At 57.1% G+C, this 24,106-nt stretch carries 20 protein-coding genes; 11 read left to right on the forward strand and 9 right to left on the reverse strand.

Going from position 1 to position 24,106, the window contains the following annotated elements; translation table 11 throughout:
• Positions 1 to 227 precede the first annotated feature (227 nt).
• From mioC to ravA, 5 genes are all read right to left on the reverse strand, one after another.
• Positions 228 to 671: an FMN-binding protein MioC gene (gene mioC / locus ACMGEE_RS14045; protein WP_253456861.1), complete on the reverse strand. Its 444-nt coding sequence runs from the start codon at positions 669 to 671 to the stop codon at positions 228 to 230.
• Positions 672 to 913: 242 nt separating this feature from the next.
• Complete coding sequence (asnC, locus tag ACMGEE_RS14050) at positions 914 to 1,375, reverse strand: transcriptional regulator AsnC (RefSeq protein WP_125289166.1); 462 nt, start codon at positions 1,373 to 1,375, stop codon at positions 914 to 916.
• A gap of 147 nt (positions 1,376 to 1,522) precedes the next feature.
• Positions 1,523 to 3,661 (reverse strand): 5-histidylcysteine sulfoxide synthase, encoded by a 2,139-nt coding sequence (gene ovoA / locus ACMGEE_RS14055; protein ID WP_436830228.1) that lies wholly within the window; start codon positions 3,659 to 3,661, stop codon positions 1,523 to 1,525.
• A gap of 85 nt (positions 3,662 to 3,746) precedes the next feature.
• A complete protein-coding gene (gene viaA / locus ACMGEE_RS14060) occupies positions 3,747 to 5,210 on the reverse strand; it encodes an ATPase RavA stimulator ViaA (RefSeq protein WP_253456867.1) in 1,464 nt (487 codons plus the stop codon).
• On the reverse strand, positions 5,207 to 6,703 hold the full coding sequence (gene ravA, locus ACMGEE_RS14065) for an ATPase RavA (RefSeq protein WP_436830235.1): 1,497 nt from the start codon (positions 6,701 to 6,703) through the stop codon (positions 5,207 to 5,209). Before ravA ends, viaA begins: the two co-directional genes overlap by 4 nt.
• A 253-nt stretch (positions 6,704 to 6,956) precedes the next feature.
• Here ravA and kup point away from each other — a divergent pair, with 253 nt between their 5' ends.
• Entirely contained in the window at positions 6,957 to 8,825 is a 1,869-nt protein-coding gene (kup, locus tag ACMGEE_RS14070) for a low affinity potassium transporter Kup (RefSeq protein WP_253456870.1), read from the forward strand.
• 280 nt (positions 8,826 to 9,105) lie between these two features.
• Here the strand turns inward: kup and qseC are convergent, their stop codons facing one another.
• Together qseC and qseB are read right to left on the reverse strand one after the other, a co-directional pair.
• Positions 9,106 to 10,452 (reverse strand): quorum sensing histidine kinase QseC, encoded by a 1,347-nt coding sequence (qseC, locus tag ACMGEE_RS14075; RefSeq protein ID WP_253456873.1) that lies wholly within the window; start codon positions 10,450 to 10,452, stop codon positions 9,106 to 9,108.
• On the reverse strand, positions 10,452 to 11,111 hold the full coding sequence (gene qseB, locus ACMGEE_RS14080; protein WP_253456877.1) for a quorum sensing response regulator transcription factor QseB: 660 nt from the start codon (positions 11,109 to 11,111) through the stop codon (positions 10,452 to 10,454). The genes qseC and qseB overlap by 1 nt, the downstream gene beginning before the upstream one ends.
• Positions 11,112 to 11,328: 217 nt before the next feature.
• On the opposite strand from qseB, the gene ACMGEE_RS14085 reads away from it, so the two are divergent.
• Positions 11,329 to 11,730, forward strand: a complete 402-nt coding sequence (locus ACMGEE_RS14085) for a YgiW/YdeI family stress tolerance OB fold protein (RefSeq protein ID WP_253456880.1) — start codon at positions 11,329 to 11,331, stop codon at positions 11,728 to 11,730.
• Between the two features lie 225 nt (positions 11,731 to 11,955).
• On the opposite strand, the gene ACMGEE_RS14090 is transcribed toward ACMGEE_RS14085, so the two are convergent.
• Positions 11,956 to 12,831 (reverse strand): LysR family transcriptional regulator, encoded by an 876-nt coding sequence (locus tag ACMGEE_RS14090; RefSeq protein WP_301730559.1) that lies wholly within the window; start codon positions 12,829 to 12,831, stop codon positions 11,956 to 11,958.
• 105 nt (positions 12,832 to 12,936) lie between these two features.
• Between ACMGEE_RS14090 and budA the strand changes: the two genes are divergently transcribed.
• From budA to rbsR, 9 genes are all read left to right on the forward strand, one after another.
• Positions 12,937 to 13,719 carry an acetolactate decarboxylase gene (budA, locus tag ACMGEE_RS14095; RefSeq protein ID WP_253456887.1) on the forward strand — a complete coding sequence of 261 codons (783 nt, stop codon included), beginning with the start codon at positions 12,937 to 12,939 and terminating at the stop codon, positions 13,717 to 13,719.
• A 15-nt stretch (positions 13,720 to 13,734) separates the two neighbouring features.
• The gene (gene alsS / locus ACMGEE_RS14100) at positions 13,735 to 15,414 is read left to right on the forward strand and encodes an acetolactate synthase AlsS (RefSeq protein ID WP_436830229.1); all 1,680 of its coding nucleotides are present in this window, start codon (positions 13,735 to 13,737) and stop codon (positions 15,412 to 15,414) included.
• A 16-nt stretch (positions 15,415 to 15,430) separates the two neighbouring features.
• Complete coding sequence (locus tag ACMGEE_RS14105) at positions 15,431 to 16,204, forward strand: (S)-acetoin forming diacetyl reductase (RefSeq protein ID WP_253456895.1); 774 nt, start codon at positions 15,431 to 15,433, stop codon at positions 16,202 to 16,204.
• A gap of 202 nt (positions 16,205 to 16,406) precedes the next feature.
• A complete protein-coding gene (rbsD, locus tag ACMGEE_RS14110; protein WP_253456898.1) occupies positions 16,407 to 16,826 on the forward strand; it encodes a D-ribose pyranase in 420 nt (139 codons plus the stop codon).
• Between the two features lie 7 nt (positions 16,827 to 16,833).
• Positions 16,834 to 18,345, forward strand: a complete 1,512-nt coding sequence (rbsA, locus tag ACMGEE_RS14115; protein ID WP_436830230.1) for a ribose ABC transporter ATP-binding protein RbsA — start codon at positions 16,834 to 16,836, stop codon at positions 18,343 to 18,345.
• On the forward strand, positions 18,342 to 19,298 hold the full coding sequence (gene rbsC / locus ACMGEE_RS14120; RefSeq protein WP_125289154.1) for a ribose ABC transporter permease: 957 nt from the start codon (positions 18,342 to 18,344) through the stop codon (positions 19,296 to 19,298). The genes rbsA and rbsC overlap by 4 nt, the downstream gene beginning before the upstream one ends.
• Before the next feature lie 17 nt (positions 19,299 to 19,315).
• Entirely contained in the window at positions 19,316 to 20,197 is an 882-nt protein-coding gene (gene rbsB, locus ACMGEE_RS14125) for a ribose ABC transporter substrate-binding protein RbsB (RefSeq protein ID WP_253456904.1), read from the forward strand.
• Between the two features lie 61 nt (positions 20,198 to 20,258).
• A complete protein-coding gene (gene rbsK / locus ACMGEE_RS14130) occupies positions 20,259 to 21,188 on the forward strand; it encodes a ribokinase (protein WP_253456907.1) in 930 nt (309 codons plus the stop codon).
• Between the two features lie 3 nt (positions 21,189 to 21,191).
• Positions 21,192 to 22,193, forward strand: a complete 1,002-nt coding sequence (gene rbsR, locus ACMGEE_RS14135; protein ID WP_369895303.1) for a ribose operon transcriptional repressor RbsR — start codon at positions 21,192 to 21,194, stop codon at positions 22,191 to 22,193.
• Here the strand turns inward: rbsR and mdtD are convergent.
• Positions 22,190 to 23,593: a multidrug transporter subunit MdtD gene (gene mdtD / locus ACMGEE_RS14140; RefSeq protein WP_301251609.1), complete on the reverse strand. Its 1,404-nt coding sequence runs from the start codon at positions 23,591 to 23,593 to the stop codon at positions 22,190 to 22,192. The genes rbsR and mdtD overlap by 4 nt on opposite strands.
• Positions 23,594 to 24,106 lie beyond the last annotated feature (513 nt).

Raw genomic sequence — 24,106 nt, forward strand, 5'->3', positions numbered from 1 at the left:
TCGGTGATCCTGCGGCGTATAAGCTGGGATCAAAAAGGCATGTTATGCACAGGCTCGATCCGACCGTACGGTTGTTCTTTGGATAACCACCGGTTATTACCGCTGGATCAGCATAGTTATCCACAGTTGATCGCTATTTAAATAGGCAAATCGGGGAGAAATTTACAAAACTTCGCCTGTTTTTCAGGCGTCGATCGCACAAATTGCTGCGATCCGACGCCCGATCGTCAGCCGATCAGCGTTTTCCAGCTCTCGATCCACACCTCGGCGGGATCTTCGGGGATCTCATGTTCGAGCACGTCAATATCCAGACGGTCGCCGATGCGCTGTGCACCACATGCCGTCAATAATTTGTCCATTTTATCGATCGCACCGCAGAAAAGATCGTATTCACGGTTGCCGATACCTACGGCGCCGTAGCGCAGCTGGCTCAGATCCGGACGCTTCTCTTCTATTTCATCAAACAGCGGCTGCAGGTTATCGGGCAGATCGCCGGCTCCATGGGTAGAGGTCACTACCAGCCACGTTCCTGCTGTCGAAAGCTCGTTCAGCTCTGGCCCGTGCAGTAATTCGGTAGAAAAGCCCGCTTCTTCCAGCTTCTCGGCCAGAAGTTCGGCAACATATTCCGCACTGCCCAGGGTGCTGCCAGTGATTAAGGTTACGTCCGCCATGTGAGATCCCTGTTTGCTAAAGGCGGCTATTGTACGCTGTGATCAGTCTGGGATCTACCTGTGGGTAAGTAAGGTTAATAAATGCAGGAGCGGGCTTACCTGCTGCTTTTGTTTCGCGGGCAAATAAGTGAAAGCACGCCGCGAGCGCCACGTGCCGGACGGATGGGAACGTTCCTGACCCGATATAAGATATTTCAACAAAAATGAGGCGCCGATCTTTTGTGGATAATATTGTGCACAGATCAGGGCTTGATCGTCCGCATGATCGGGTTTTGCAGGGAAATTAACGTCTCGGTGGACTGGATCTCGTCAATGGTCTGGATCTTGTTGATCAGCACCTGTTGCAGCGCGTCGATGGATCGGCACATCACCTTAATAAAGATGCTGTAGTGCCCGGTGGTGTACCAGGCCTCCACCACTTCATCAAGCGCGTCCAGCTTCGCCAGCGCGGCCGGATAGTCTCTGGCGCTTTTTAAAATGATGCCAATAAAGCAGCACACGTCATAGCCAAGCTGGCGAGGATCGATTTCCACCCGCGTGCCTTTAATGATGCCTGCCTGCTTCATCTTCTCTACGCGGACGTGGATAGTGCCGGGGCTGACGTTGAACTGCTTGGCCAGCTCGGCATAGGCGGTACGTGCGTTGGCCAGCAGCGCATTGAGGATGCCGCGATCGAGATCGTCGGGTTGCAGATTATCGGGCATAAAGGCTCCGTCATTAAGGATTTGATAATTTGTCAGGGAATAATGTGCAGGAAAGTGAAAATGCAGGCAATAAAATAGCGGATAACTTACGTTACCCGCTATGAGGAAAACTCAACCGCCTGGTCATAGCCAGAGGGTTATCTGATGTTAGCGCTTGCGCCAGACGGTTAGCTGGGCGACGGAATGCTGATATTTGCGCGCCGTTTCGCGGATCACAAACGGCACGTCCTGCGGCGCGGCGATCTCTTCGAAATCTGCCGCCAGCAAACGCTGCAACGCCTGGTAGGTGGTCAGCGCCTCGCCGTTTTCGCGGATGCCGCCCAGCCAGTTCTCTTTTGGCGTGTACTCTTCCAGCCAGGTGTACGGCGACGACAGCATCAATACGCCGCCGGTATTGATCATCCTCGTGACGTCCTGCAAAAAGCGCTTCGGCTGACGCAGCCTGTCGATCAGGTTAGCGGCCAGCACCAGGTCGTAACCCGCCTTTTGCGGCTTCAGGTTGCAGGCGTCGCCCTGCATAAACTGAATGCGGCTGGCCTGCTCTGCGCCAAGGCCGAAATCTTTCAGCCGCACCTGGTGATATTCCACCAGGTCGCCCTCTTCCTGGGTCACATAACGGAAATCCTCGCCGCTGGTCAGCTGGAGCGCCACGTCGATAAAGCGCGCGGAGTAATCCATCCCCACCACTTGCTCAAAATAGCGGGCCAGCTCAAAGCTGGCGCGACCGGTGGCGCAGCCGATATCCAGCGCGCGGCCTCGTTTGTCGGTCATGCGACAGGCGATATCCACCAGCGCCTTCGCATAGTTTTCTGTACCGAAGTAGCCCGGCCCGTACTGGAAGTCCAGGTATTGCGACACCATGCTGTCGGTTTCATACGGATTCAGCATTTTCTTTTCCTGATGGTTGGACACGACGTAGCGAAAGCCCGCGTGCTGGAAAAAGTGGCGGCGGAACGCATAGCGGGAGGATTTAATCGCTTCGTTGCCGGTGGAAATCCAGCTGCCGCCTTTAATTAGCGCATGTTTGCCGTCGAAGGTCGGCGTCGAAAAGTCGTCATAAAGCGGATGGACTTTAAAACCTTCCAGCCCGTTTATCGGCGTGGTCGTCCACTGCCAGACGTTCCCCACCACGTCAAAGAATTCACCTTGGGCAAAGCGATCGACCGGACAGGAAGAAGCCCACCAGGCCAGATTCAGGTTGCCCGGCGCCTGCAGCCAGCGATCGCCTTCAACCTGCTCACGCAGCAGCAGCCATTCGGCCTCGCTGGGGAGCTGAACGGAACGGCCGGTTTTATCGGCTTTCCAGCGGCAAAAGGCGGCCGCCTCCAGCTGGTTGACTTCGACCGGCCAGTCCCACGGCATCGCGACTTCTTCAGTCATCAAACGCAGCCGTAACTGGTCAGGTTCCTCAGGCGATCCCACCCAGAAAGTCGGCATGGTTGCCTGCGCGAAATTGCGCCAGCCCAGACCTTCCTCATCCCACCAGCGATCGTCCCGATAGCCGCCCGCCGTGATAAATGCAAAAAACTCCGCGTTGCTTGCCAGCATCTGGCTGGCTTCAAAAGGCTTCACCTCGGTGGACAGCGTGCCGTATTCATTATCCCAGCCGTAGGTATCGTCGGTTTTCCCCTGCGTGACGCGTGCGCCGGCAACGGCTATCAGTCTGTTCTGCGGCACGGCGTGGCGATCGTGACGGGCGTCGGGACAGGCTGGCCAGTACGGCTGCGGTTTAACCCAGGCGAGCGGCAGCTGGCGGATCAGCACGCTGGAGGTTTCCAGATGGATCCGTTCATGCTCGATCCCCATCAGGATCACCCAGGCCGGGCTGTCCCAGCCGATCGGCAGCGTCAACGGCATCTCTTTAATGACGCTTTCGACAAGATGACGCACCTTGCCGCGATAGTCGCGCAGCTCGGCAAGCGTCGGCCACGCGTAGTGGGTTGCGTCCAGATCGTCCCAGCTCATCTCATCCACGCCGATAGCCATCATCGCTTCGATATGGTCGTCCACGCGGTTGTCGAGCAGGCCGGCCGCTACCAGCTTATTAATATAGAAAGTCGCGGTATGGCCGAAATAGAACACCAGCGGATGGCGCAGCGAAATCGCCTTAGTGTAATAAGCCTGCTCATCGGCAAGGCAGTCGAACAGGCTCTCGTAGAGCGCCCACGTTTGTTGGAAATAGCCAAGAAGCTCCTGTCGTTTTTGTTCTGCGTCGCTGCCGCTAAGCAACAACGTGTGAGTTGGGGCAGGTAACTCTGGGGAAAAAGCCTGGTGATGTTGTGCCACGTAATACTCCTGAGAACCGTAGGCGGGATAAAGCGTAGCTATGACTATAGCAGGAGAGGATTGTCGGGCAGCGGCAAAGGGAAAATCAGCGCTGCCAGCGGCGCAGCAGACGGCTCTTCAGGCCGGTATCAAAACGCCAGATATGGTCGAAAATGCGCATAATACCCGGTTTTCCATGATCGGATAGCGCAACGGCGTGAAAGCGCTGCTGCTGGAGGAGCTGGTGCTTTTTGACGGTTTTAACCAGATCTTCCGGCAGCCGCTGGGCGATAAAATCGGAAATAATGACGGCGTCGGCATCGTTCCACTCCGGTGTGGCGAGCCTGCCCAGCACCGACTGCAAACAGGCTGCCAGATCGGTGCCGCCGCGAAAGCGCTGGCTGAGAAAGCGGATCGCCTGAGCAATGCCGTCGTCTGCGGTCAGCTCGTAGCCCACCACTTCATGCGCGAACAGCATTATGTAGCAGCGACGGTTATCGGCCAGCGCCACCTTCAACAGGGCCAGGCAAAAGGCCTTGGCGCAGCGTTCGTTAAAGCCGCCCATCGAGCCGGAAGTATCCACGCAGACGATAAAAGGCCCGCGCGGCTGTTCTTCATGCTGCTGGTGGCTGACCGGGCGCTGCGAAACCCTGTCATGCCAGGCTTCGCCCTGCAGCCGATAGGTCAGCAGCCGTTTCTCCACCAGCCTGCGATAGAACTCCAGTTCCAGCTCGCTGATGCCCAGCGCCGCCAGCTCCGGCGGCAGCAGGCGCAGCACGTCGTCGCTTTGGTGAATGCCGTTGACCTCTTCCGGCACGCTGGCAGGTTCCCTGACCAGCTGGTGGAACGCCTCCAGCGGCGCCTGCTCGCTCAGTACCGCTTTGGCTTCGCGGCTGCGGCCCAGCTGTTCCGCCAGTTTTTGCAGCATCGGCTGCTGCGCCAGGAAATCGCCGTAATCGACCATCAGCTGATAATCGCCGCGCTGTAGCGGGCTTTTACTCAAATCCCACAGGCGGCTGGCGGCGGCATCGCTGTTATCCGACAGCACCGGCGCCAGCTGGCCGCTCATCGCCAGCCTTTGCTGTAGCTCCGCCAGCAGCTTTTCCCGCTCGCTGTCGAGCAGCTGCTGATTCAGCGACAGGGTTTGCAGCGTCAGGCTCAGCCGCCAGCGCTGTAAAAACAGCGTATGCTGCGGCTCGCTCATGCTCTGGCCCGCGACGCTATGCGCCACCAGCTCGCGGGCTTTGTCTTTAAACGGCGACTGATGCGAATCCAGGTAAAGCAGGATAGACGGAATTTTCAGGCAAAATGCCTGATGGGCGAGCGGCTGGCACTGTTGGAAAAGCGTAAATTCACCGGCAAGCGCTTCCGGCACCGCTGTTTGTTTCAGCTGCGCCAGGAGCTCCGATTTCCAGCGCGGCAAATCGTGCAGCAGCGCCTTTTTCATGCCGGGAAATTTTTCAAAAAAAAGGGCGAGCTGCGGGCTGGCCAACAGCGTCACCACCAGCTCTTCAATCAGGTCGCCTTCGCTGACCGCCAGAAAGGCGCTGAGCGTATCCAGCGATATCAACGACGCACCTGTTTCAGCTGCTCAGCGACCTGTTGCAGGCTCTCTTCGATCTTCGCCAGCCAGTCGTCGCTGATAAACAGGCAGCAATGATGCTGACTGAACAACGTACGTTGGGCATGCAGCTGTGCCTCTACCTCATCAAGCGCCTCGACAATCTCCTGCGGCAGCCCGTGTTCCAGCGGCTGGCCCGGCAGCATCAGCCGCGAAGTCTGGAGGCTGACATCGCGCACTGTCAGGCAGTCGGCGCCGTCGATATGCAGATCCAGCGTCTGGGCAAAACCAATACCGTTAAGCTTGCCGCGCACTTCGCCGCCTTTTTGCAGCCAGTGGTACAGCGGTTCGCGGCCAATCACGATATGGCTGACCTGCATGTCGTGCAGCATCAGCGGCTTTTGCAGCATCAGCGTCAGCGTGTCGGCGGACAGCGCCTCGGGCAGCTCATAATGGGGTTTACGGCTGAATATGCCGCCGTGCTTCTCCAGCCTTATCGCCTGCTCTACGCTTTTTTCCTGCTGCAGGCTCAGCCGGCGTGAGGCGATTTGCTGCAGTTTGATCAGCATCGGCTGCTGCTGCCAGGCCTGCTGGGTAATCAGGTTGTCTATCTCGCGATCCAGCAGCGCCATTGAGGCAACGTCGTGCCACAGACAATCTTTCAGCAAAATCAGATCTACCGGCGCGATCGCTTTACGACCGCTGTAAAAAGCGCAGGCCTGTAAAAGATGGATCGCTTTTTTCCAGCGGCGATCGGAAATATAAGGCGCTTCCGGCTGGTTCTCCAGCTGCTGGCGCAGCATAAAAATCAGCTCAAACACCTCTTCCGGCAGCGCAACCTGCGCAATGCCTTTTTGCCATTCGCTATACTCTTCATCAGTAATGCAGAGCGACTCCGCGACGGGATTGCTGTTCTCATCCTGCTGATGGGTCAACATGCTGCGAAAGTTCTGCTTTTCATGCACGTTATCAAGCCACAGCCGGATCAGCATCCGGTCATACAGCGCTTCCAGCCCGCTGTCGGCTTCGGGCAGTTCGTTGGAGGCGGTCACCAGCAGCCGCATCGGGATGGCTTCTTCACAATCGCCGTTGCGAAAGCGGCGCTCGTTGATGGCGGTCAGCAGCGTATTGAGGATAGCCGGCCCGGCTTTCCAGATTTCATCCAGAAAGACGATTTCGGCATCGGGCAGGTAGCCTTTGATCAGGCGCTGATAGCGGCCTTCATCTTTCAGCGCCTGAATGGAAAGCGGCCCGAAAACTTCTTCCGGGGTGGAGAAGCGGGTCATCAGATATTCAAAGGCGCGGGCATGCTGAAAGGCATACTTCAGCCGACGGGCTATCAGGCTTTTGGCAATACCTGGCGGGCCAAGCAAAAAAACGCTTTCGCCGCTTAATGCCGCCAGCAGGCAAAGGCGAATAGCGTGATGGCGTTCGTAAAGTCCCTTTTCTAACGCGTTGCTGAGGCGTGCGATTCTTTCCGCCAGGAGGTGAGGCTGGGACATCATCAAACAGTATCCTTTTCTACGTTCTTGCCAGCGGGCGACTGGCGAGCGCAAACACTACTGGCTATGATGCTTGAAAGAGTTGATATACGTCAGCTTTTTTCTTGTCAAAGGGTGACACAGGCCATTGAAGTCGCTTTCCATACTCCAATTAAGGATAGGCATTCAGAATGATTCGTGCATACTGTGCGTTTTTTGATGGCTTGATAAGCTGGGCGCGTTTCAGCAATCAGCTCCAACAAAAGATCTTCCTATGAGTTCTGATAAAAAGCAGTCCCTTGGCGCCGTGACCTTAGCGGCAATAGGCGTCGTCTATGGCGATATCGGCACCAGCCCTCTCTATACGCTGCGGGAGTGTCTCTCCGGCCAGTTCGGTTTCGGCGTTGAGCGCGATGCGGTATTCGGCTTCCTCTCGCTGATTTTCTGGCTATTAGTGCTGGTGGTCTCGTTAAAATATATCAGCTACGTGATGCGCGCTGACAACGCCGGCGAAGGGGGGATTCTGACCCTGATGTCCCTGGCGGGCCGTCATACCGGTGCCAGAGCCACGGCGGTTTTGGTCATTATGGGGCTGATTGGCGGCAGTTTCTTCTATGGCGAAGTGGTGATCACGCCGGCCGTTTCGGTACTTTCCGCTATTGAAGGGCTGGAAATCGCCGCGCCTAACCTTGATGCCTGGATTGTGCCGCTGGCGATAGCGGTGCTGACGCTGCTGTTTATGATCCAGAAACACGGCACGGGTATTGTCGGTAAACTGTTCGCGCCGGTCATGCTGGCATGGTTCATCATTCTGGCCATACTGGGCGCTCGGGGCATTATGGCTAATCCCGACGTGCTGCACGCGCTGAACCCCTATTGGGCAATGCACTTCTTTTTTGAATATAAAACCGTCTCGTTTTTTGCGCTGGGCGCCGTGGTGCTGGCTATTACCGGCGTGGAAGCGCTGTATGCGGATATGGGCCATTTCGGCAAGCTGCCGATCCGTCTGGCCTGGTTCCTGGCGGTGCTGCCGTCGCTGGTGCTGAACTACTTCGGCCAGGGCGCGCTGCTGCTGAAAAATCCCGAAGCGATCAAGAACCCGTTCTTTCTGCTGGCGCCGGACTGGGCGCTGATCCCTATGCTGATCCTGGCGACGCTGGCGACGGTTATCGCTTCTCAGGCGGTGATTTCCGGCGTTTTCTCACTGACTCGCCAGGCGGTTCGTCTGGGCTATTTACCGCCTATGCGCATCGTGCATACTTCTGAAGAGGAATCCGGTCAAATCTACATTCCGGTCATTAACTGGATACTCTTTTTCTCCGTGGTGATCGTGATTGTCGGCTTTAAACACTCCAGCAACCTGGCAGCCGCCTACGGTATCGCCGTAACCGGTACGATGGTGCTGACCTCCATCCTTTGCACCACCGTGGCGATAAAAAACTGGCACTGGAACCGCTATCTGGTGCTGTTTATCCTGCTTTGCATGTTGTGCATCGACGTTTCGCTCTTTTCGGCCAACCTGGTGAAAGTGTTCTCCGGCGGCTGGCTGCCGTTAAGCCTGGCGCTGGTGATGTTTGTGATTATGACCACCTGGAAAAGCGAGCGTTTCCGTCTGCTGCGCCGGATGCATGAACACGGCAACTCGCTGGAAGCGATGATTGTTTCGCTGGAGAAGTCGCCACCGGTACGCGTGCCGGGCACCGCCGTCTATATGTCGCGCGCGCTGAACGTTATTCCTTTTGCCATGCTGCATAATCTCAAGCACAACAAAGTGTTACATGAACGTGTTGTGCTGCTGACGCTGCGGACGGAAGATGCGCCTTACGTCCATAACGTGCGTCGCGTGTCTATTGAACAGCTTTCCCCCACTTTCTGGCGCGTGGTGGCGAGCTACGGCTGGCGGGAAACGCCTAATATGGAAGAGATTTTCCACCGCTGCGGGCTGGAAGGCCTGAACTGCCGGATGATGGAAACCTCGTTCTTTATGTCGCATGAATCGCTGATTATCGGCAAGCGGCCATGGTATTTGCGTCTGCGCGGCAAGCTGTTTATGGCGCTACAGCGCAACGCCCTGCGCGCCCCTGACCAGTTTGAGATCCCGCCAAACCGGGTTATTGAACTGGGCACCCAGGTCGAAATCTGACAAGCCGGGCTACTGTACTGAGCACCCAGACCGGCATCTGACAAGCCGGGTTATTGCACCGGGTACCCAAGCCGAAACCTGACCCTGCAAGGCCGACAATCGTCGGCCTTTTGTTTTGCTTACCGCCAGGCATATCCTCATCCCGACTCCTGAAAGAAACGTCGGATTTCTAAACCGGCGGCTTACTGAGCTGCGTGTTCCGGCGCGGCTTAGCGGGTTCTGTCGGCATCTAACCGGGCCAGGGTGTCACCACATACCAGCATGTCACTTTGCCACTACGTCACCATGTCAGCATAACTGCAAAGCCGCCGCCGTCACGATTGGCGCAACGCATCTGCATCCCATGCAGGCGGGCAATACGGTTAACGATAGACAGCCCAAGGCCGCTGCCCGATTTTTCCTGTCCCGGCGGCCGATAAAAACGCTGTCCCAGGCGGCACAAATCTTCTTTGCTGACGCCTGGCCCGTTATCCGTGACGGCCAGGCCGTTTTCATTAATGCTCAGCTGCACCAGGTTTCCTGACTGGCCGTAACGCAGGGCGTTTTCTACCAGGTTACGCATCATTAGCGACAGCAGCAAAGCGTTACCGTTACGGATAACGGGCGAAGGCGGTGCTTCCAGCGCTATCTCCATTCCGGCGGCCTGCGCCTGTGAGTAATGGTCGATCACGGCCTGCTGGAGCAGCTGACGCAGATCCAGGCTTTCCGTTGCCAGATCGGCTTTGCTGTCCAGCCTTGAGAGCGTAAGCAGCTGATCCACCAGACGAGTCGCGCGATCGATACCAAGATCCAGGTTTTGCAGCGCGTGGCGGCGCACCGTTTCGTCATCGTGAGCCAGCTGCGCGACCTCCGCCTGAACCTTGAGCGCGGCCAGCGGGCTTCTTAACTCATGCGCGGCATCGGAAGTAAAACGCCGTTCGCGCAGCAGCATTTCGCTGACGCGTGAGAACAGCGCGTTCAGCTCCGTCAGCAAGGGCTTCACCTCGTTCGGCACCCGCTTTTCCACCAGCGGCGTGCCGTCATCAGGCGTGCGCAGACGCAGCTGGCGGGCAATTCTTTTTAACGGCGCCAGCTCGTGCGTAACCAGCCACAGCAGCAGCAGCAGCATAATCGGCAACGCGATCAGCCAGGGGATCAGGTTGGTCTGGACGATATCGCGGGTCATGTCGTCGCGGTATTCCCACTCCTGACCTACCACCACCACATATTGTTTGTCCGGCGTGGGTAGCCAGACCATACGCCATAAATCGTCATCACCCCGGAGCTTGCCATCGGTAAAACCGTCGCGCCTGTGACTAAAGAGAAAATCCTTGCCGTTGTCGCCATCGTTCATCACCATGCGGCCATCCGCAGTGAAAACGGCAAATGCCAGCGCCTCATCCTCCTGTTCGCCGCGATGATGCTTCAGCAGCTTTTTAGTTTTTGGCAGCGTTAACGGTTCGTGGCTCAGCTGCTCGGGATTCATGGTCGCCAGCAGTTTGGCAAACAGCATCTGCTGGGTATCAAACAGCTGATTGATGTTGTGCCGCGTCTGCCACCACGAGCCGATGCTGGCAGCACCCCAGCAGATAAGCGTCAGCAGCAGAAAACCCAGCATCAGGCGCAGGCGCAGGCTTAGTCGATGCATTACGCATCTCCCAGCGTATAGCCGACGCCATGAACGGTACGGATAAACGTGCTGCCCAGCTTTTTGCGCAGGTGGTGGATATGAACTTCAACGGCATTGCTGGAGACGTCGTCATCCCAGCCATACAATTTTTCCTCCAGCTGCGCGCGGGTCAATACGCGACCAGGGTTAAGCAAGAACAGCTCCAGCAGGGCCAGTTCGCGCGGCTTCAGGGGGAGCGGCTCGTCGTTCAGGGTGGCCGTATGCGAACCGGAGGCCATCGCAACCGCGCCGTGGCGGAGCACGGGCTGTAGCTGACCGTGACGTCGTCGAATTAATGCCTGTAGCCGGGCGGCGACTTCGCTGAGGGCGAAAGGTTTGCAAAGGTAGTCGTCGGCGCCCTGCTGCAGCCCGGCAAGCCGCTGCTCCAGGGCATCCCGCGCGGTCAGGATCAGTACCGGCTCGTCCCGACCCTGCTGCCGCCAGCCGCGCAGAATATCCAGGCCGTCGATGCCGGGCAGGCTTAAATCCAGCACTACCGCATCGTAAGAGGTAGCGGAAAGCGCCGCCTGCCCCGTTTTGCCCTCGGTAAACCAGTCGACGCTGAAACCCAGCTTGCTCAGACCTGCTTTAATCCCGTCGCCAATCAGGCGATCGTCTTCAATGACCAAAATTTTCATGGCGACTTCCTCTGTGATTAACGGCTTTATACGAAAGGGAACGGGCGCTGTACAGGCAAAAATCGGGAAAAAAGGCTATTTTTCGGTACGGCTCGCAAACCGCGTATTTGATGATGTCTCTTAAGATCCTGTTAAGAAAAGTTTGTTTAACTGAGCCCTGAACACGACGAATCGCGCAGCGAAAGCTGCCTCACTCCATGGAATAAAGGTGACTATGATGAAAAAAACTGCTGCTTTATTTGCCCTTGCCGCTCTGGTTTCCGGCCCGGTATTCGCTGCTCAGAACGGCGGCTTCAGCGACCCAAGTGCGCCGACCGCGCCGACCGCCAACGTGCAGAAAGGCGGTTTCAGCGGGGATGAAACCGTGGTCACGGTCAAACAGGCGCAGGATATGAAGGACGACGCCTGGGTGACGATGCGCGGCAACATTGAAAAGCGCGTCAGCGATGATGACTATATCTTTCGTGACGCGACCGGCACGATGAAAGTGGATATCGATCATAAGCGTTGGGAAGGCCAGAACATCACGCCAAAAGACAAAGTCGAAATCCAGGGCGAACTGGATAAGGACTTTAATTCCGTCGAGCTTGACGTAAAGAAAATCCGCAAGCTGAACTGATTCAGCCTCGATCGGCTGGCCGAAGGTGAGGCCAGCAGCCCGACTGCGCCACCGACGGGTAAGCGACCTTCGGCGGCGTCTGGATCCGGGGCGGCCGCGTTCTTAGCAGCTTGCCCCGGTTGCGGCTAACGGCTTCCGTAACCGCTACGCTGACCCCGTAATGGCTAAGTTAGCCCTGAGGCGGCCAGTCTGGCCCCACAATGGCTGAGCAGGTCTCGCTATGGCCTAGGTCGACATCATGGACAGGTGCATAACGGCAGGCGAGCGGTCGAAACGGCGCCAGGCCAGCGCAATATCAGTATTTAACGCCGCATCGTCAACAGGGCGAAACACCACGCCGGGATGCGCGATGCAGCATAGCGATTCCGGCACGATAGCGAAGCCGAAACCCGCGGCCACCATGCCGATGGACGAAGAAATCTGCGGTGACTGCTGCCCGGTATGCGGCTGAAAGCCGGCGCGCAGGCAGGCGCTGATCACCAGTTCATACAGGCTTGGCGCAACCTCGCGCGGAAACATAATCAGCGTGTCATCAGCCAGCTGCGACAGGGAAATTTTCGACTGCGCGCCCAGCGCATGGCTGGCAGGCAGCGCCACCAGCATCTTTTCGCTGGCTATTACCTTCAGGTTAAACGCTTTGCTGCTCTCACAGGGCAGGCGAACGAAAGCGGCATCCAGCAAGCCCTCCTGCAAGTCGTGCATTAGCGACGCCATATTTTGCTCACGTGTCAGTATCGTCATTGACGGATAGCGAGCCTGAAAATCCTTCATCAACGCAAAAATCGCCGAATGAAAGGCGACCGAGCTGGCGACACCCAGCGAAAGCTTGCCGGTCACGCCGCGGGCTATCCCTTTGGCTTTCTCCAGCGCATGCCCGGTCAGCTCCAGGATCTGGCAGGCATCCTGATAAAAAGCTTCCCCCGCTTCCGTCAGCTCCACGCCGCGTGACAGCCTCCTCAGCAGCGGCGTACCTATTTCCCGTTCCAGACGCAGAATTTGCTGGCTGAGCGGCGGCTGCGAGATCCCCAGCATTTCTGCGGCACGCGTAAAGTGGCGCGTTTGCGCGACCGCGACAAAATAACGCAGATGGCGGAGTTCCATATCTAATTCGTCTCAAAGTGATGGGCTTTCTATATTGGAATTCATAACTGAATCGAGTCAACATTCAATTAGTAATCCTGAACTGTTTTAGCATAGAGGCAAGTTATGAAACATTCTGTAACCGACTGTTTATGTGAGCAACAGCTGGTTTCAACCGTCAGCGGGCTCCATCAGCAAAGACCAGAAAGCGTCATCTATCAAACCTCTCTGATGAGTGCGTTGCTCAGCGGCGTGTACGAAGGCAACGTTACCGTAGCCGACCTGCTGAAGAAGGGCGATTTTGGTTTAGGCACCTTTAACCAGCTCGATGGCGAGCTGATCGCTTTCGACAGCGAGGTTTATCAGCTGCGTTCCGACGGCAGCGCACGGGAAGCCGATCCGCAGCAGAAAACGCCTTTTGCCGTGATGACCTTTTTCCAGCCTCAGTACCGCCATCGTTTCTCTGCACCGGCCAGCCGTCAGGCTATTCACGATCTGATCGACAGCCAGGTGACTTCGGACAATCAGTTTTGTGCGCTGCGGATCAACGGCCGTTTTTCTGCGGCCTCCACGCGTACCGTACCTTGCCAGCATCGACCCTATCGTTCTATGCCGGAAGTGCTTGGCCAGCAGCCTACCTTCCGGTTCAGCCAGCGCGACGGCGTGCTGATTGGTTTCCGTACCCCGCAGTATATGCAGGGCATCAACGTAGCGGGCTATCACGAACATTTCATTACCGACGATCGCCAGGGCGGCGGCCATCTGCTGGATTACCAGCTGGAAGAGGGCGAGCTGACCTTTGGCGAGATCAGCAAGCTGGTCATCGATCTGCCGGGCGACAGTGATTTTCTGCAAGCCAATCTGAATCCGGAAAATCTGGATTCCGCCATTCGCTCCGTTGAAAGCTAATCCTGAGGAATTAAGATGAAAAACCCAACCGAAGCCGCTCTCTGGCAGCACGGCGCCGATTTGGTCGTGGCACAGCTGGAGGCGCAGGGCGTAAAACAGGTCTTCGGCATTCCTGGCGCGAAGATCGACAAAATGTTTGATTCGCTGGTGGACTCGACTATCCAGACCATTCCGGTGCGTCATGAAGCCAACGCTGCCTTTATGGCTGCCGCCGTGGGCCGCCTGACCGGCAACGCGGGCGTGGCGCTGGTGACTTCCGGACCGGGCTGCTCGAATCTGATCACGGGCATGGCGACCGCTACCAGCGAAGGCGATCCGGTGGTGGCGCTGGGTGGACAGGTGAAGCGGGCTGACAGCGCCAAACAGGTGCATCAGAGTATGGATACCGTGTCGATGTTTCGTCCGGTCACCAAATATGCCGTCGAGGTCACCGACTCCAACGCGCTGGCGGAAGTGGTCTCCAACGCCTTCCGTCATGCCGAGCACGGTCGCGGCGGCGGCGCCTTTGTCAGCCTGCCGCAGGATATCGTTGACCAGCCCGCTCGCGGCCAGCTGCTGACCAGCAAAGGCCAGCTGCTGCTGGGGCCTGCGCCGGATGCGGCCATTGCCGCCGTTGCCGCGCAAATTGCCAAAGCAAAAAACCCGGTACTGCTGCTGGGCCTGATGGCCAGCCAGCCGGCAAACAGCGATGCGATCCATCGCCTGCTGGAGCGCAGCCGAATTCCGGTTACCAGCACTTATCAGGCCGCCGGCGCGGTCAGACAGGAACACTTCTCACGTTTTGCGGGCCGCGTTGGGCTGTTTAACAACCAGGCGGGCGACCGTCTGCTGCGCGAGGCCGACCTGATTATCACTATCGGCTACAGTCCGGTTGAGTACGAACCGGCCATGTGGAACAGCGGCGGCGCCACGCTGGTACATATCGACGTGCTGCCCTCCGATGCCGATAACTGCTATCTGCCTGATGCGGAACTGATTGGCGATATTGCCGCCACCGTCGACAAGCTGGCCGAGCGCATTGATACGCCTTTACAGCTCAGCGCAGAAGCGGCAGCCATTCTGGACGATCGGCAACAGCAGCGTCAGCTGTTATCAATGCAGGGCAAAAATCTCAACCAGTTCGCGCTGCATCCGCTGCGGATCGTGCGCGCCATGCAGGACATCATTAACAACGACGTCACGCTGACCGTGGATATGGGCAGCTTCCATATCTGGATCGCTCGCTATCTCTATAGCTTCCGCGCCCGCCAGATCATGATCTCCAATGGGCAGCAGACCATGGGCGTGGCGCTGCCATGGGCTATCGGTGCCTGGCTGGTGGATCCGAGTCGTAAAGTGATCTCGGTTTCCGGCGACGGCGGCTTCTTGCAGTCCAGCATGGAGCTGGAAACGGCGGTCAGGCTGAAAGCCAATATCCTGCACATCATCTGGGTCGATGAGGCCTACAACATGGTGGCGATGCAGGAAGAGAAGAAATATCAGCGCGTTTCCGGCGTGAAATTCGGGCCGGTTGATTTTAAAGCCTATGCGCAGGCGTTCGGCGCAGCGGGCTTTGCGGTGGAAAGCGCGGCTGAGCTGGAGCCGACGCTGCGTAAAGCAATGGATGTCAACGGGCCTGCGGTGGTCGCCGTACCGGTGGATTACGCCGATAACCCAATGCTGATGGGTCAGCTGCATCTGAGCCAGATTCTTTAGTATTCAAGGAGATAATATGAAAACGAAAGTAGCCTTAGTCACGGGTAGCGGCCAGGGGATCGGCAAAGCCATAGCGCTGCGTCTGGCAAAAGACGGTTTTGCCGTGGCGGTCGCGGACTATAACAGCCAGACCGCGCGTCAGGTGGCCGACGAAATCGCCAGCGCAGGCGGTAAAGCGATTGCGGTAACGGTAGATGTCTCAAAGCGTGACCAGGTCATCGCTGCGGTGGAACAGGCTCGTAAAGAGCTGGGCGGGTTTGACGTCATCGTCAACAACGCCGGGATTGCGCCAACTACGCCAATTGAAGAGATCACGGCGGAAATGGTGGATAAAGTTTACGATATCAACGTAAAAGGCGTGATTTGGGGAATGCAGGCGGCAATTCAGGCGTTTAAAGCTGAAGGCCACGGCGGCAAAATCATTAATGCCTGTTCGCAGGCGGGCCATGTCGGCAACCCGGAGCTGGCGATCTACAGCTCCAGCAAGTTCGCCGTACGCGGCCTGACGCAAACCGCCGCCCGCGATCTGGCTCCGTTGGGCATTACCGTCAACGCTTACTGCCCGGGCATTGTTAAAACGCCGATGTGGGACGAGATAGATCGTCAGGTGTCAGAAGCGGCAGGTAAACCGCTGGGCTACGGTACGGCAGAGTTTGCCAAACGCATTACGCTGGGCCGCCTGTCTGAACCAGAAGATGTCTCCGCCTGCGTTTCTTTCCTCGCCGGGCCTGATTCCGACTACATGACCGGTCAGTCGCTGCTGATCGATGGTGGAATGGTATTTAACTAATCCCTGCCGACCGCCTTACGAGGCGGTCTTTTTTCATACCGTTCTGATGACCGATCGCTCCTCCTTTCCTGTTGCATATCCTGCGCAAAGCTTGTTAACGAAACGTTTCGATGGCGATCACAGTTCCGTATCATGACGATTGTTTTCCGCCGCCGTTTTTTTACACTCCCGATCAGCGAAACGTTTCGCTCTGGAGTGAAAGATGAAAAAAGGCGCCTTACTGAATTCTGCAATCTCTTCCCTGGTTTCCCGCCTGGGCCACACCGACAGCGTCACTATCGGCGATGCGGGCCTGCCCATCCCTTCAGGGCCGGAGCGCATCGACCTGGCGCTGACCAAGGGCATTCCCGGCTTTATGCAGGTAGTCGAAACCGTAACGAAAGAGATGCAGGTCGAGAGCGCCATCATCGCGGAAGAGATCAAATCTCATAATCCACGGCTCCACGACGAACTTTCCGCACTGCTCGATTTACTGCAACAACGCCAGGGAAACACTATCGCCGTTCAGTACGTTTCTCATCAACAGTTCAAACAGTTAACACAGCGCAGCCATGCGGTTATTCGCAGCGGGGAGTGTTCGCCCTACGCGAACATTATCCTTGGCGCTGGCGTGACCTTCTGAGGCCGTCATGCAACCTTTACTGCAACTACAGGGCATTGAAAAAGCCTTTCCCGGCGTCAAAGCGCTGTCCGGCGCTTCGCTGGCGGTTTACCCCGGCCGCGTGATGGCGCTGGTGGGCGAAAACGGCGCCGGAAAATCTACCATGATGAAAGTGATGACCGGTATCTATGCCCGCGACGCCGGCTCCATTAAATGGCTGGGCGAAGAGGTTAACTTCAGCGGGCCGAAAGCGTCGCAGGAAGCGGGTATTGGCATCATTCATCAGGAGCTGAATCTGATCCCGCAGCTTAGCGTGGCGGAGAACATCTTTTTAGGCCGCGAATTCGTTAACGCTTTCGGCGGCATCCGCTGGAAAAAGCTTTATGCGGAAGCGGACAAGCTGTTACAGCGGCTGAACCTGCGTTTCAACAGCCATAAACTGGTCGGCGACCTGTCGATCGGCGACCAGCAAATGGTCGAAATCGCCAAGGTGCTGAGCTTTGAGTCAAAAGTCATCGTGATGGATGAACCCACCGATGCGCTGACCGATACCGAAACGGCCTCGCTGTTTCGCGTTATCCGGGAGCTGAAAGCGCAGGGCTGCGGCATCGTTTATATCTCGCACCGCATGAAAGAGATTTTTGAAATCTGCGATGACGTCACCGTGTTTCGCGACGGGCAGTTTATCGCCGAAAGAGCGGTCGATACGCTGAACGAAGAAGCGCTGATTGAAATGATGGTGGGCCGCAGGCTGGAAGAGCAGTATCCGCGCCTGAACAAAGCCCCGGGCGACGTGCGCTTAACCGTGAAAAACCTTAGCGGGCCGGGCGTAAACGACGTCAGCTTTTCACTGCGTCAGGGCGAGATCCTGGGCGTAGCGGGACTGATGGGCGCGGGCCGTACCGAACTGATGAAGGTGCTGTACGGCGCTTTTCCACGCAGCGGCGGCAGCGTCACGCTCGACGGTAAAACGGTAACGACGCGCACGCCGGAAGAGGGCTTGCGTAACGGCATCGTTTATATCTCTGAAGATCGCAAACGCGACGGGCTGGTGCTCGGCATGTCGGTAAAAGAAAACATGTCTTTAACCGCGCTCGACTACTTCAGCCACGGCGGCGGGCGGTTAAAACATGCCGAAGAGCAGCTGGCGGTCAGCGATTTTATCAAGCTGTTCAACGTAAAAACGCCCTCGATGATGCAGCCGATCGGGCTTTTATCCGGCGGCAACCAGCAGAAAGTCGCTATTGCGCGCGGGCTGATGACGCGGCCTAAGGTGCTGATTCTGGATGAGCCGACGCGCGGCGTGGACGTGGGCGCCAAGAAAGAGATCTACCAGTTAATCAATCAGTTTAAACAAGAGGGGCTGAGCATCATTCTTGTTTCCTCAGAAATGCCGGAAGTGCTGGGCATGAGCGATCGCGTGCTGGTCATGCACGAAGGCCGCCTGAGCGGCGATTTCCCCATTGAACAGGCCACGCAGGAACGCCTGATGGCGGCGGCGGTCGGCAAGCAACATAGCGCGGAGTTGGTCACACCATGAGTACTCAAACCCTACAGGCCAGCCGCGGCAAAGCCTGGCTGCTGGAACAAAAATCGCTGATTGCGCTGGTGGTGCTGATTGCCGTCGTCGCCAGTCAGAGCCCCAATTTCTTTACCCTGAACAATATGTTCAACATTCTGCAGCAGACTTCCGTCAACGCCATTATGGCCGTCGGCATGACGCTGGTGATCCTGACTTCAGGCATCGATCTGTCCGTAGGGTCGCTGCTGGCGCTGACCGGCGCAGTGGGTGCTTCGCTGGTTGGTATAGAGGTTAACGCGCTGGTCGCGGTGGCGGCCTCGCTGGCGCTGGGGGCGCTGATTGGCGCGATAACCGGCACCATAGTGGCAAAGGGCAAAGTGCAGGCGTTTATCGCCACGCTGGTCATGATGCTGCTGCTGCGCGGCGCGACCATGGTTTATACCAACGGCAGCCCGGTGAATACCGGCTTCAGCGATAATGCCGATCTGTTTGGCTGGTTTGGTATCGGACGGCCGCTGGGTATTCCCACGCCGGTCTGGCTGATGGCGCTGACCTTCCTGCTGGCGTGGTACATGCTGCACCATACTCGCCTGGGCCGTTATATCTATGCGCTTGGCGGCAATGAAGCGGCTACTCGCCTTTCCGGCATCAGCGTCAGCCGCGTCAAAATCACGGTCTATGCGCTGAGCGGCATGTTGGCGGCGCTGGCGGGCACCATTGAGGTGGCGCGACTCTCTTCCGCTCAGCCTACGGCGGGCACCGGCTACGAGCTGGACGCCATCGCGGCGGTGGTGCTGGGCGGCACCAGTCTGGCAGGCGGCAAAGGACGCATCATGGGCACGCTGGTCGGCGCGCTGATCCTGGGCTTCCTTAATAACGGCCTGAATCTGCTTGGCGTTTCTTCCTATTACCAGATGATCGTTAAAGCAGTCGTGATCCTGCTGGCGGTGCTGGTGGATAACAAAAAATAACCCTACAGGAATCGAAAATGAAAATGACTAAAATGACGGCGCTGGCCGTGCTGCTCGGCGCAACGCTCAGCGCCAACGCGATGGCGAAAGAGACGCTCGCGCTGGTAGTTTCCACGCTGAACAACCCGTTTTTCGTTTCGTTAAAAGAGGGTGCCCAGAAAGAAGCGGACAAGCTGGGCTACAACCTGGTGGTGCTGGATTCGCAGAACAATCCGGCAAAAGAGCTGGCCAACGTGCAGGATCTTGCGGTGCGCGGCACAAAATTGCTGCTGATTAACCCGACCGATTCCGATGCGGTAGGCAACGCGGTAAAAATGGCGAATCAGGCCAATATCCCGGTGATCACGCTGGATCGCGTGGCTGCTCAGGGCAAAGTCGTCAGCCACGTCGCGTCCGACAACCGCCTGGGCGGCAAAATGGCGGGCGACTATATTGCGAAACGCATCGGCGACCAGGCTAAAATCATTGAGCTGGCCGGGATTGCCGGGACGTCCGCCGCTCGCGAACGTGGCGAAGGCTTCAAAACGGCAGCCGATGCGCATAAATTTGTTATCCTTGCCAGCCAGCCCGCAGATTTTGACCGCACCAAGGGCCTGAACGTGATGCAGAACCTGCTGACGGCCCATCCGGATGTGCAGGCGGTGTTTGCGCAGAACGATGAAATGGCATTAGGTGCGATGCGCGCATTGCAAACGGCGGGCAAATCTGATGTGGTAGTAGTCGGCTTCGACGGCACTGCGGACGGCGTAAAAGCCGTGCAGGGCGGCAAACTCGCTGCCACCGTGGCGCAGCAGCCGGAGCAAATCGGCGTTATCGGCGTGCAAACCGCTGATAAAGTGCTGAAGGGCCAGCAGGTTCAGGCTATCAATCCCGTTGACCTGAAGCTGGTCACTAAATAAATCAAAGAAAAGCATGGCACGCGCCACCTCTTGCAGGTGGCGCCTTTTTCTGGACGCTCCCATGAATAAAACCGGCAGGCTGGCCGTGCTCGGCAGCATCAACGCAGACCATATTCTTAATCTGACCTCCTTCCCCCGTCCCGGTGAAACGGTGATCGGTAAGCAATACCAGATCGCTTTCGGCGGCAAGGGCGCCAATCAGGCCGTCGCGGCCGGACGCAGCGGTGCGGATATCGCTTTTATCGCCTGCGTGGGCGACGACGATATCGGCCAGCGTATCCGTCAGCAGCTGGCGGAAGACCATATCGATATTGCGCCGGTGGAGGTCATCGCTGGCGAATCTACCGGCGTGGCGCTGATCTTCGTTAATGATGAGGGCGAAAACAGCATTGCTATCCATGCTGGCGCGAACGCCGCGCTGTCGCCCGCTCTGGTCGAAAAACAGCGGAAGATCGTTGAAAACGCGGATGCCCTGCTGATGCAGCTGGAATCTCCGCTTGAAAGCGTGCTGGCCGCCGCAAAAATCGCCCGTCAGCATCAGACCAAAGTCATCCTCAATCCTGCGCCGGCCATGCCGCTCCCGGACGAGCTGCTGGCGCTGGTGGATATGATTACGCCGAACGAAACCGAAGCGGAAATCCTCACCGGCGTGGCCGTTGCCTCCGATGAAGACGCGGCGCGCGCGGCATCGGTGCTGCACGATAAAGGCATCCACAGCGTGTTGATTACGTTGGGCAGCCGTGGCGTATGGCTAAGCGAAGCGGGTAAAGGCGAGCGCATCTCAGGATTCAAGGTGCAGGCCGTCGATACTATCGCCGCAGGCGATACCTTTAACGGCGCGCTGATGACCGCGCTGCTGGAAGGCAAGCCGTTACCGCAGGCCGTGCGTTTTGCCCATGCGGCGGCGGCAATTGCCGTCACGCGATCCGGCGCGCAGCCTTCGGTGCCTTGGCGTGAAGAGACCGATCGCTTTTTACAGCAGCAGGAGTAGCCCGTGCCCACAATGAAAGATGTCGCTCGTCTGGCGGGCGTATCGACGTCTACGGTTTCCCATGTCATCAACAAAAACCGCTTCGTCAGCGAGGCGGTGAAGGAAAAGGTTACTGCGGCGATTACTGCGCTGAACTACGCCCCTTCTGCGCTGGCGCGCAGCCTTAAACTCAATCAGACGCACACGATAGGGATGCTGCTTACCGCCAGCAGCAACCCCTTCTATTCGGAAGTGGTGCGCGGCGTGGAAAGAAGCTGTTATGAACGCGGCTACAGCCTGGTGCTGTGCAACACCGAAGGCGACGAGGACAGAATGAACCGCAGTCTGGAAACGCTGCTGCAAAAGCGCGTCGACGGTTTACTGATCATGTGCACCGAAAGTCATCTTCCCTCTCCCGAGATCCTTAATCGCTATCCTTCTATTCCTATCGTGATGATGGACTGGTCGCCCTTTGAAGGCGGCAGCGACATTATTCAGGACAACTCGCTGCTGGGCGGCGAACTGGCGACCCGTTTTCTGATTTCGCGCGGCTATACCCGCATTGCCTGTATCGCCGGGCCGCAGGACAAGACGCCGGCGCGTTTGCGGCTTAACGGCTTTTATCAGGCTATGCAGCAGGCGGAATTAGCCGTGCCTGAGGAGTATGTGGTCAGCGGCGACTTTGAATTTCAGGGCGGCTATCACGCTATGAATCAGCTGCTGGCATTGAGCCCTCGACCGCAGGCGGTATTCACCAGTAACGATGCGATGGCCGTTGGCGTTTACCATTCTCTTTATCAGGCGGGACTGTCGGTGCCTGAAGATATGGCGGTGATCGGCTATGACGATATCGAGCTTGCCCGTTATATGACGCCGCCGTTAACCACCATTCACCAGCCCAAAGACGAACTGGGCGAACTGGCTATTGATACGTTGATCCACCGTTTTGCCGATCCCGACGCCAGCCAGCAGCTGCTGGTGCTGACGCCGGAACTGATCGAACGCGGTTCGGTGGCGGAACGCTAGGCGCGTTTTTTCCGCTTTTCCCGGTCGGCAATCAGATGCCGGCCGTCGCCTGGCTTCAGCAGCATAAAGACCAGGCCGGAAAACACCGTTACCACGCCCATCGTCAGGAAAGTGGCGTGGAAGTGATCGACAGTGGTGCCGTCAAAATTGCTATAAAAACGCAGTACCGCCGCGCTGACCGCCACGCCAAAGCTGATAGCCAATTGTTGGGTGACGGCCAGCATACTGTTGCCGCTGCTGGCGTTGCTGTCGTTAAGGTCTGCCAGCGTAATGGTATTCATCGCGGTAAACTGGGTAGACATTGCCATTCCCAGCACAAATAACGGCAGCAGCAGGAGCGCCAGACTGGCCGCAGGCGACTGTAGCGCGAAGCTGGCGATCAGCACGCCAATAATGACGCTGATCCCCGTCAGCGTTTTGCGATAGCCGAACCAGCGCAGCACCTGCGTTACCGTTGATTTCGCCAGGATTGAACCCAGAGCGGTAGGCGCCATCATGCAGCCAGCCAGAATGGCGGTATAACCAAAGCCAACCTGGAGCATCAGCGGCATCAGGAAGGGAATACAGCCTGTACCGAGGCGCGAAGCGATATTGCCTAAGATGCCGACCGAGAAGGTGCGCGTCTTAAACATGGGGAGCGGGATCAGCGGCGTCGGATGACGGCGTGCATGAGCTATATAAAGAAGAAGCAGAAGAATGCCGCCGCTGGTTACCGCCAGCGCTATGCTGCTGGCGACTATTTTTTCGCCGAACAGCTCGATGCCGCTGGAGAGCATCACCAGGCCAATCCCAAAGAGCACAAAGCCGGTAAAATCAAAGCGGCGTTTCGGCGTGGTGAAGTCCGGCATATATTTGCGGGCATAGAAGATACCGAGAACGCCTACCGGAATATTAATCAGGAAGATCCAGTGCCAGCTCGCCCAGGTGACCAGTACGCCGCCAAGCAGCGGGCCCAGCACCGGACCGACCAGGCCTGGCATCGTCACAAAGTTCAGTACGGGCAACAGCTCGCTACGCGGATAGGCTCTTAACAGCGCCAGCCTGGCCACGGGCATCATCATCGCGCCGCCAATCCCCTGCACTATCCTGAACAGAACCAGCATAGTTAAAGAGCCGGAAAGCGCACAGGCCAGCGAACCCAACGTAAATAAAGAAACGGCAGCGATAAAAACTTTCCGGGTGCCAAAGCGATCCGCCAGCCAGCCGCTGACCGGGATCAGCATAGCGACGGTCAGGGTATAGCTGATAACAGCAGATTGCATGGCGAGGGGCGAACGGTTAAGGCTTAAGGCGATGGCGGGAAGTGCAGTATTCAATATCGTGGCATCAAGCGCCTGCATAAAGAAAGCCATGGCGGCAATCCACGGAAGTCCGGCCATACTGCGCGCGGATTTTATCATTGGGCATCCTTCTCAGTCGTTATTACCGACAGGAAAATCCTGCGAAGTAAAAAGAATAGCATCGGCAGGCCGGTGATTGTGATGGATATAAAAGAGAATTCGGGGCAATTTGCGGGTTAAATAACCTTAAAAAGTACGTTTATTGTTCCTTTGTTGAAAAAAGAAACGGTCGGAAGTTTTTTTTACAGAAACGCTTGTCAGCCGTCAGAAACTCCCTATAATGCGCCTCCACTGACACGGAACAACGGCCTGACGGTCACCGGGTCAGAAGGTTCAGGAAGCTGAATCGCCGGAGAAAACTTCTGAAAAAGTGGTTGACTCTGAAGGAGGAAAGCGTAATATACGCCACCTCGCGGCAGGAAGCGAAAGCACTGGCCGCAACGCTCTTTAACAATTTATCAGACAATCTGTGTGGGCACTCGCAGGATTGATATCAAGCGTCTCCGGACGCAAAAAAATATCAAGTCTTAAGAGTGAACACATAATGAAATTCATTATGACGTTTTACACTTG

The organism is Erwinia artemisiae, from assembly GCF_051400835.1.
GTDB lineage: Bacteria > Pseudomonadota > Gammaproteobacteria > Enterobacterales > Enterobacteriaceae > Erwinia > Erwinia aeris.

Bases quoted from the DNA above. Each gene is read 5' to 3' on its own strand.
- qseC (WP_253456873.1), bottom strand. From the start codon at position 10,452: ATGCATCGACTAAGCCTGCGCCTGCGCCTGATGCTGGGTTTTCTGCTG.
- rbsD (WP_253456898.1), top strand. From the start codon at position 16,407: ATGAAAAAAGGCGCCTTACTGAATTCTGCAATCTCTTCCCTGGTTTCC.
- mdtD (WP_301251609.1), bottom strand. From the start codon at position 23,593: ATGATAAAATCCGCGCGCAGTATGGCCGGACTTCCGTGGATTGCCGCC.
- rbsC (WP_125289154.1), top strand. From the start codon at position 18,342: ATGAGTACTCAAACCCTACAGGCCAGCCGCGGCAAAGCCTGGCTGCTG.
- asnC (WP_125289166.1), bottom strand. From the start codon at position 1,375: ATGCCCGATAATCTGCAACCCGACGATCTCGATCGCGGCATCCTCAAT.
- ravA (WP_436830235.1), bottom strand. From the start codon at position 6,703: ATGTCCCAGCCTCACCTCCTGGCGGAAAGAATCGCACGCCTCAGCAAC.
- kup (WP_253456870.1), top strand. From the start codon at position 6,957: ATGAGTTCTGATAAAAAGCAGTCCCTTGGCGCCGTGACCTTAGCGGCA.
- alsS (WP_436830229.1), top strand. From the start codon at position 13,735: ATGAAAAACCCAACCGAAGCCGCTCTCTGGCAGCACGGCGCCGATTTG.
- qseB (WP_253456877.1), bottom strand. From the start codon at position 11,111: ATGAAAATTTTGGTCATTGAAGACGATCGCCTGATTGGCGACGGGATT.
- rbsB (WP_253456904.1), top strand. From the start codon at position 19,316: ATGAAAATGACTAAAATGACGGCGCTGGCCGTGCTGCTCGGCGCAACG.
- budA (WP_253456887.1), top strand. From the start codon at position 12,937: ATGAAACATTCTGTAACCGACTGTTTATGTGAGCAACAGCTGGTTTCA.
- ACMGEE_RS14105 (WP_253456895.1), top strand. From the start codon at position 15,431: ATGAAAACGAAAGTAGCCTTAGTCACGGGTAGCGGCCAGGGGATCGGC.
- rbsK (WP_253456907.1), top strand. From the start codon at position 20,259: ATGAATAAAACCGGCAGGCTGGCCGTGCTCGGCAGCATCAACGCAGAC.
- ACMGEE_RS14085 (WP_253456880.1), top strand. From the start codon at position 11,329: ATGAAAAAAACTGCTGCTTTATTTGCCCTTGCCGCTCTGGTTTCCGGC.
- rbsA (WP_436830230.1), top strand. From the start codon at position 16,834: ATGCAACCTTTACTGCAACTACAGGGCATTGAAAAAGCCTTTCCCGGC.
- mioC (WP_253456861.1), bottom strand. From the start codon at position 671: ATGGCGGACGTAACCTTAATCACTGGCAGCACCCTGGGCAGTGCGGAA.
- ACMGEE_RS14090 (WP_301730559.1), bottom strand. From the start codon at position 12,831: ATGGAACTCCGCCATCTGCGTTATTTTGTCGCGGTCGCGCAAACGCGC.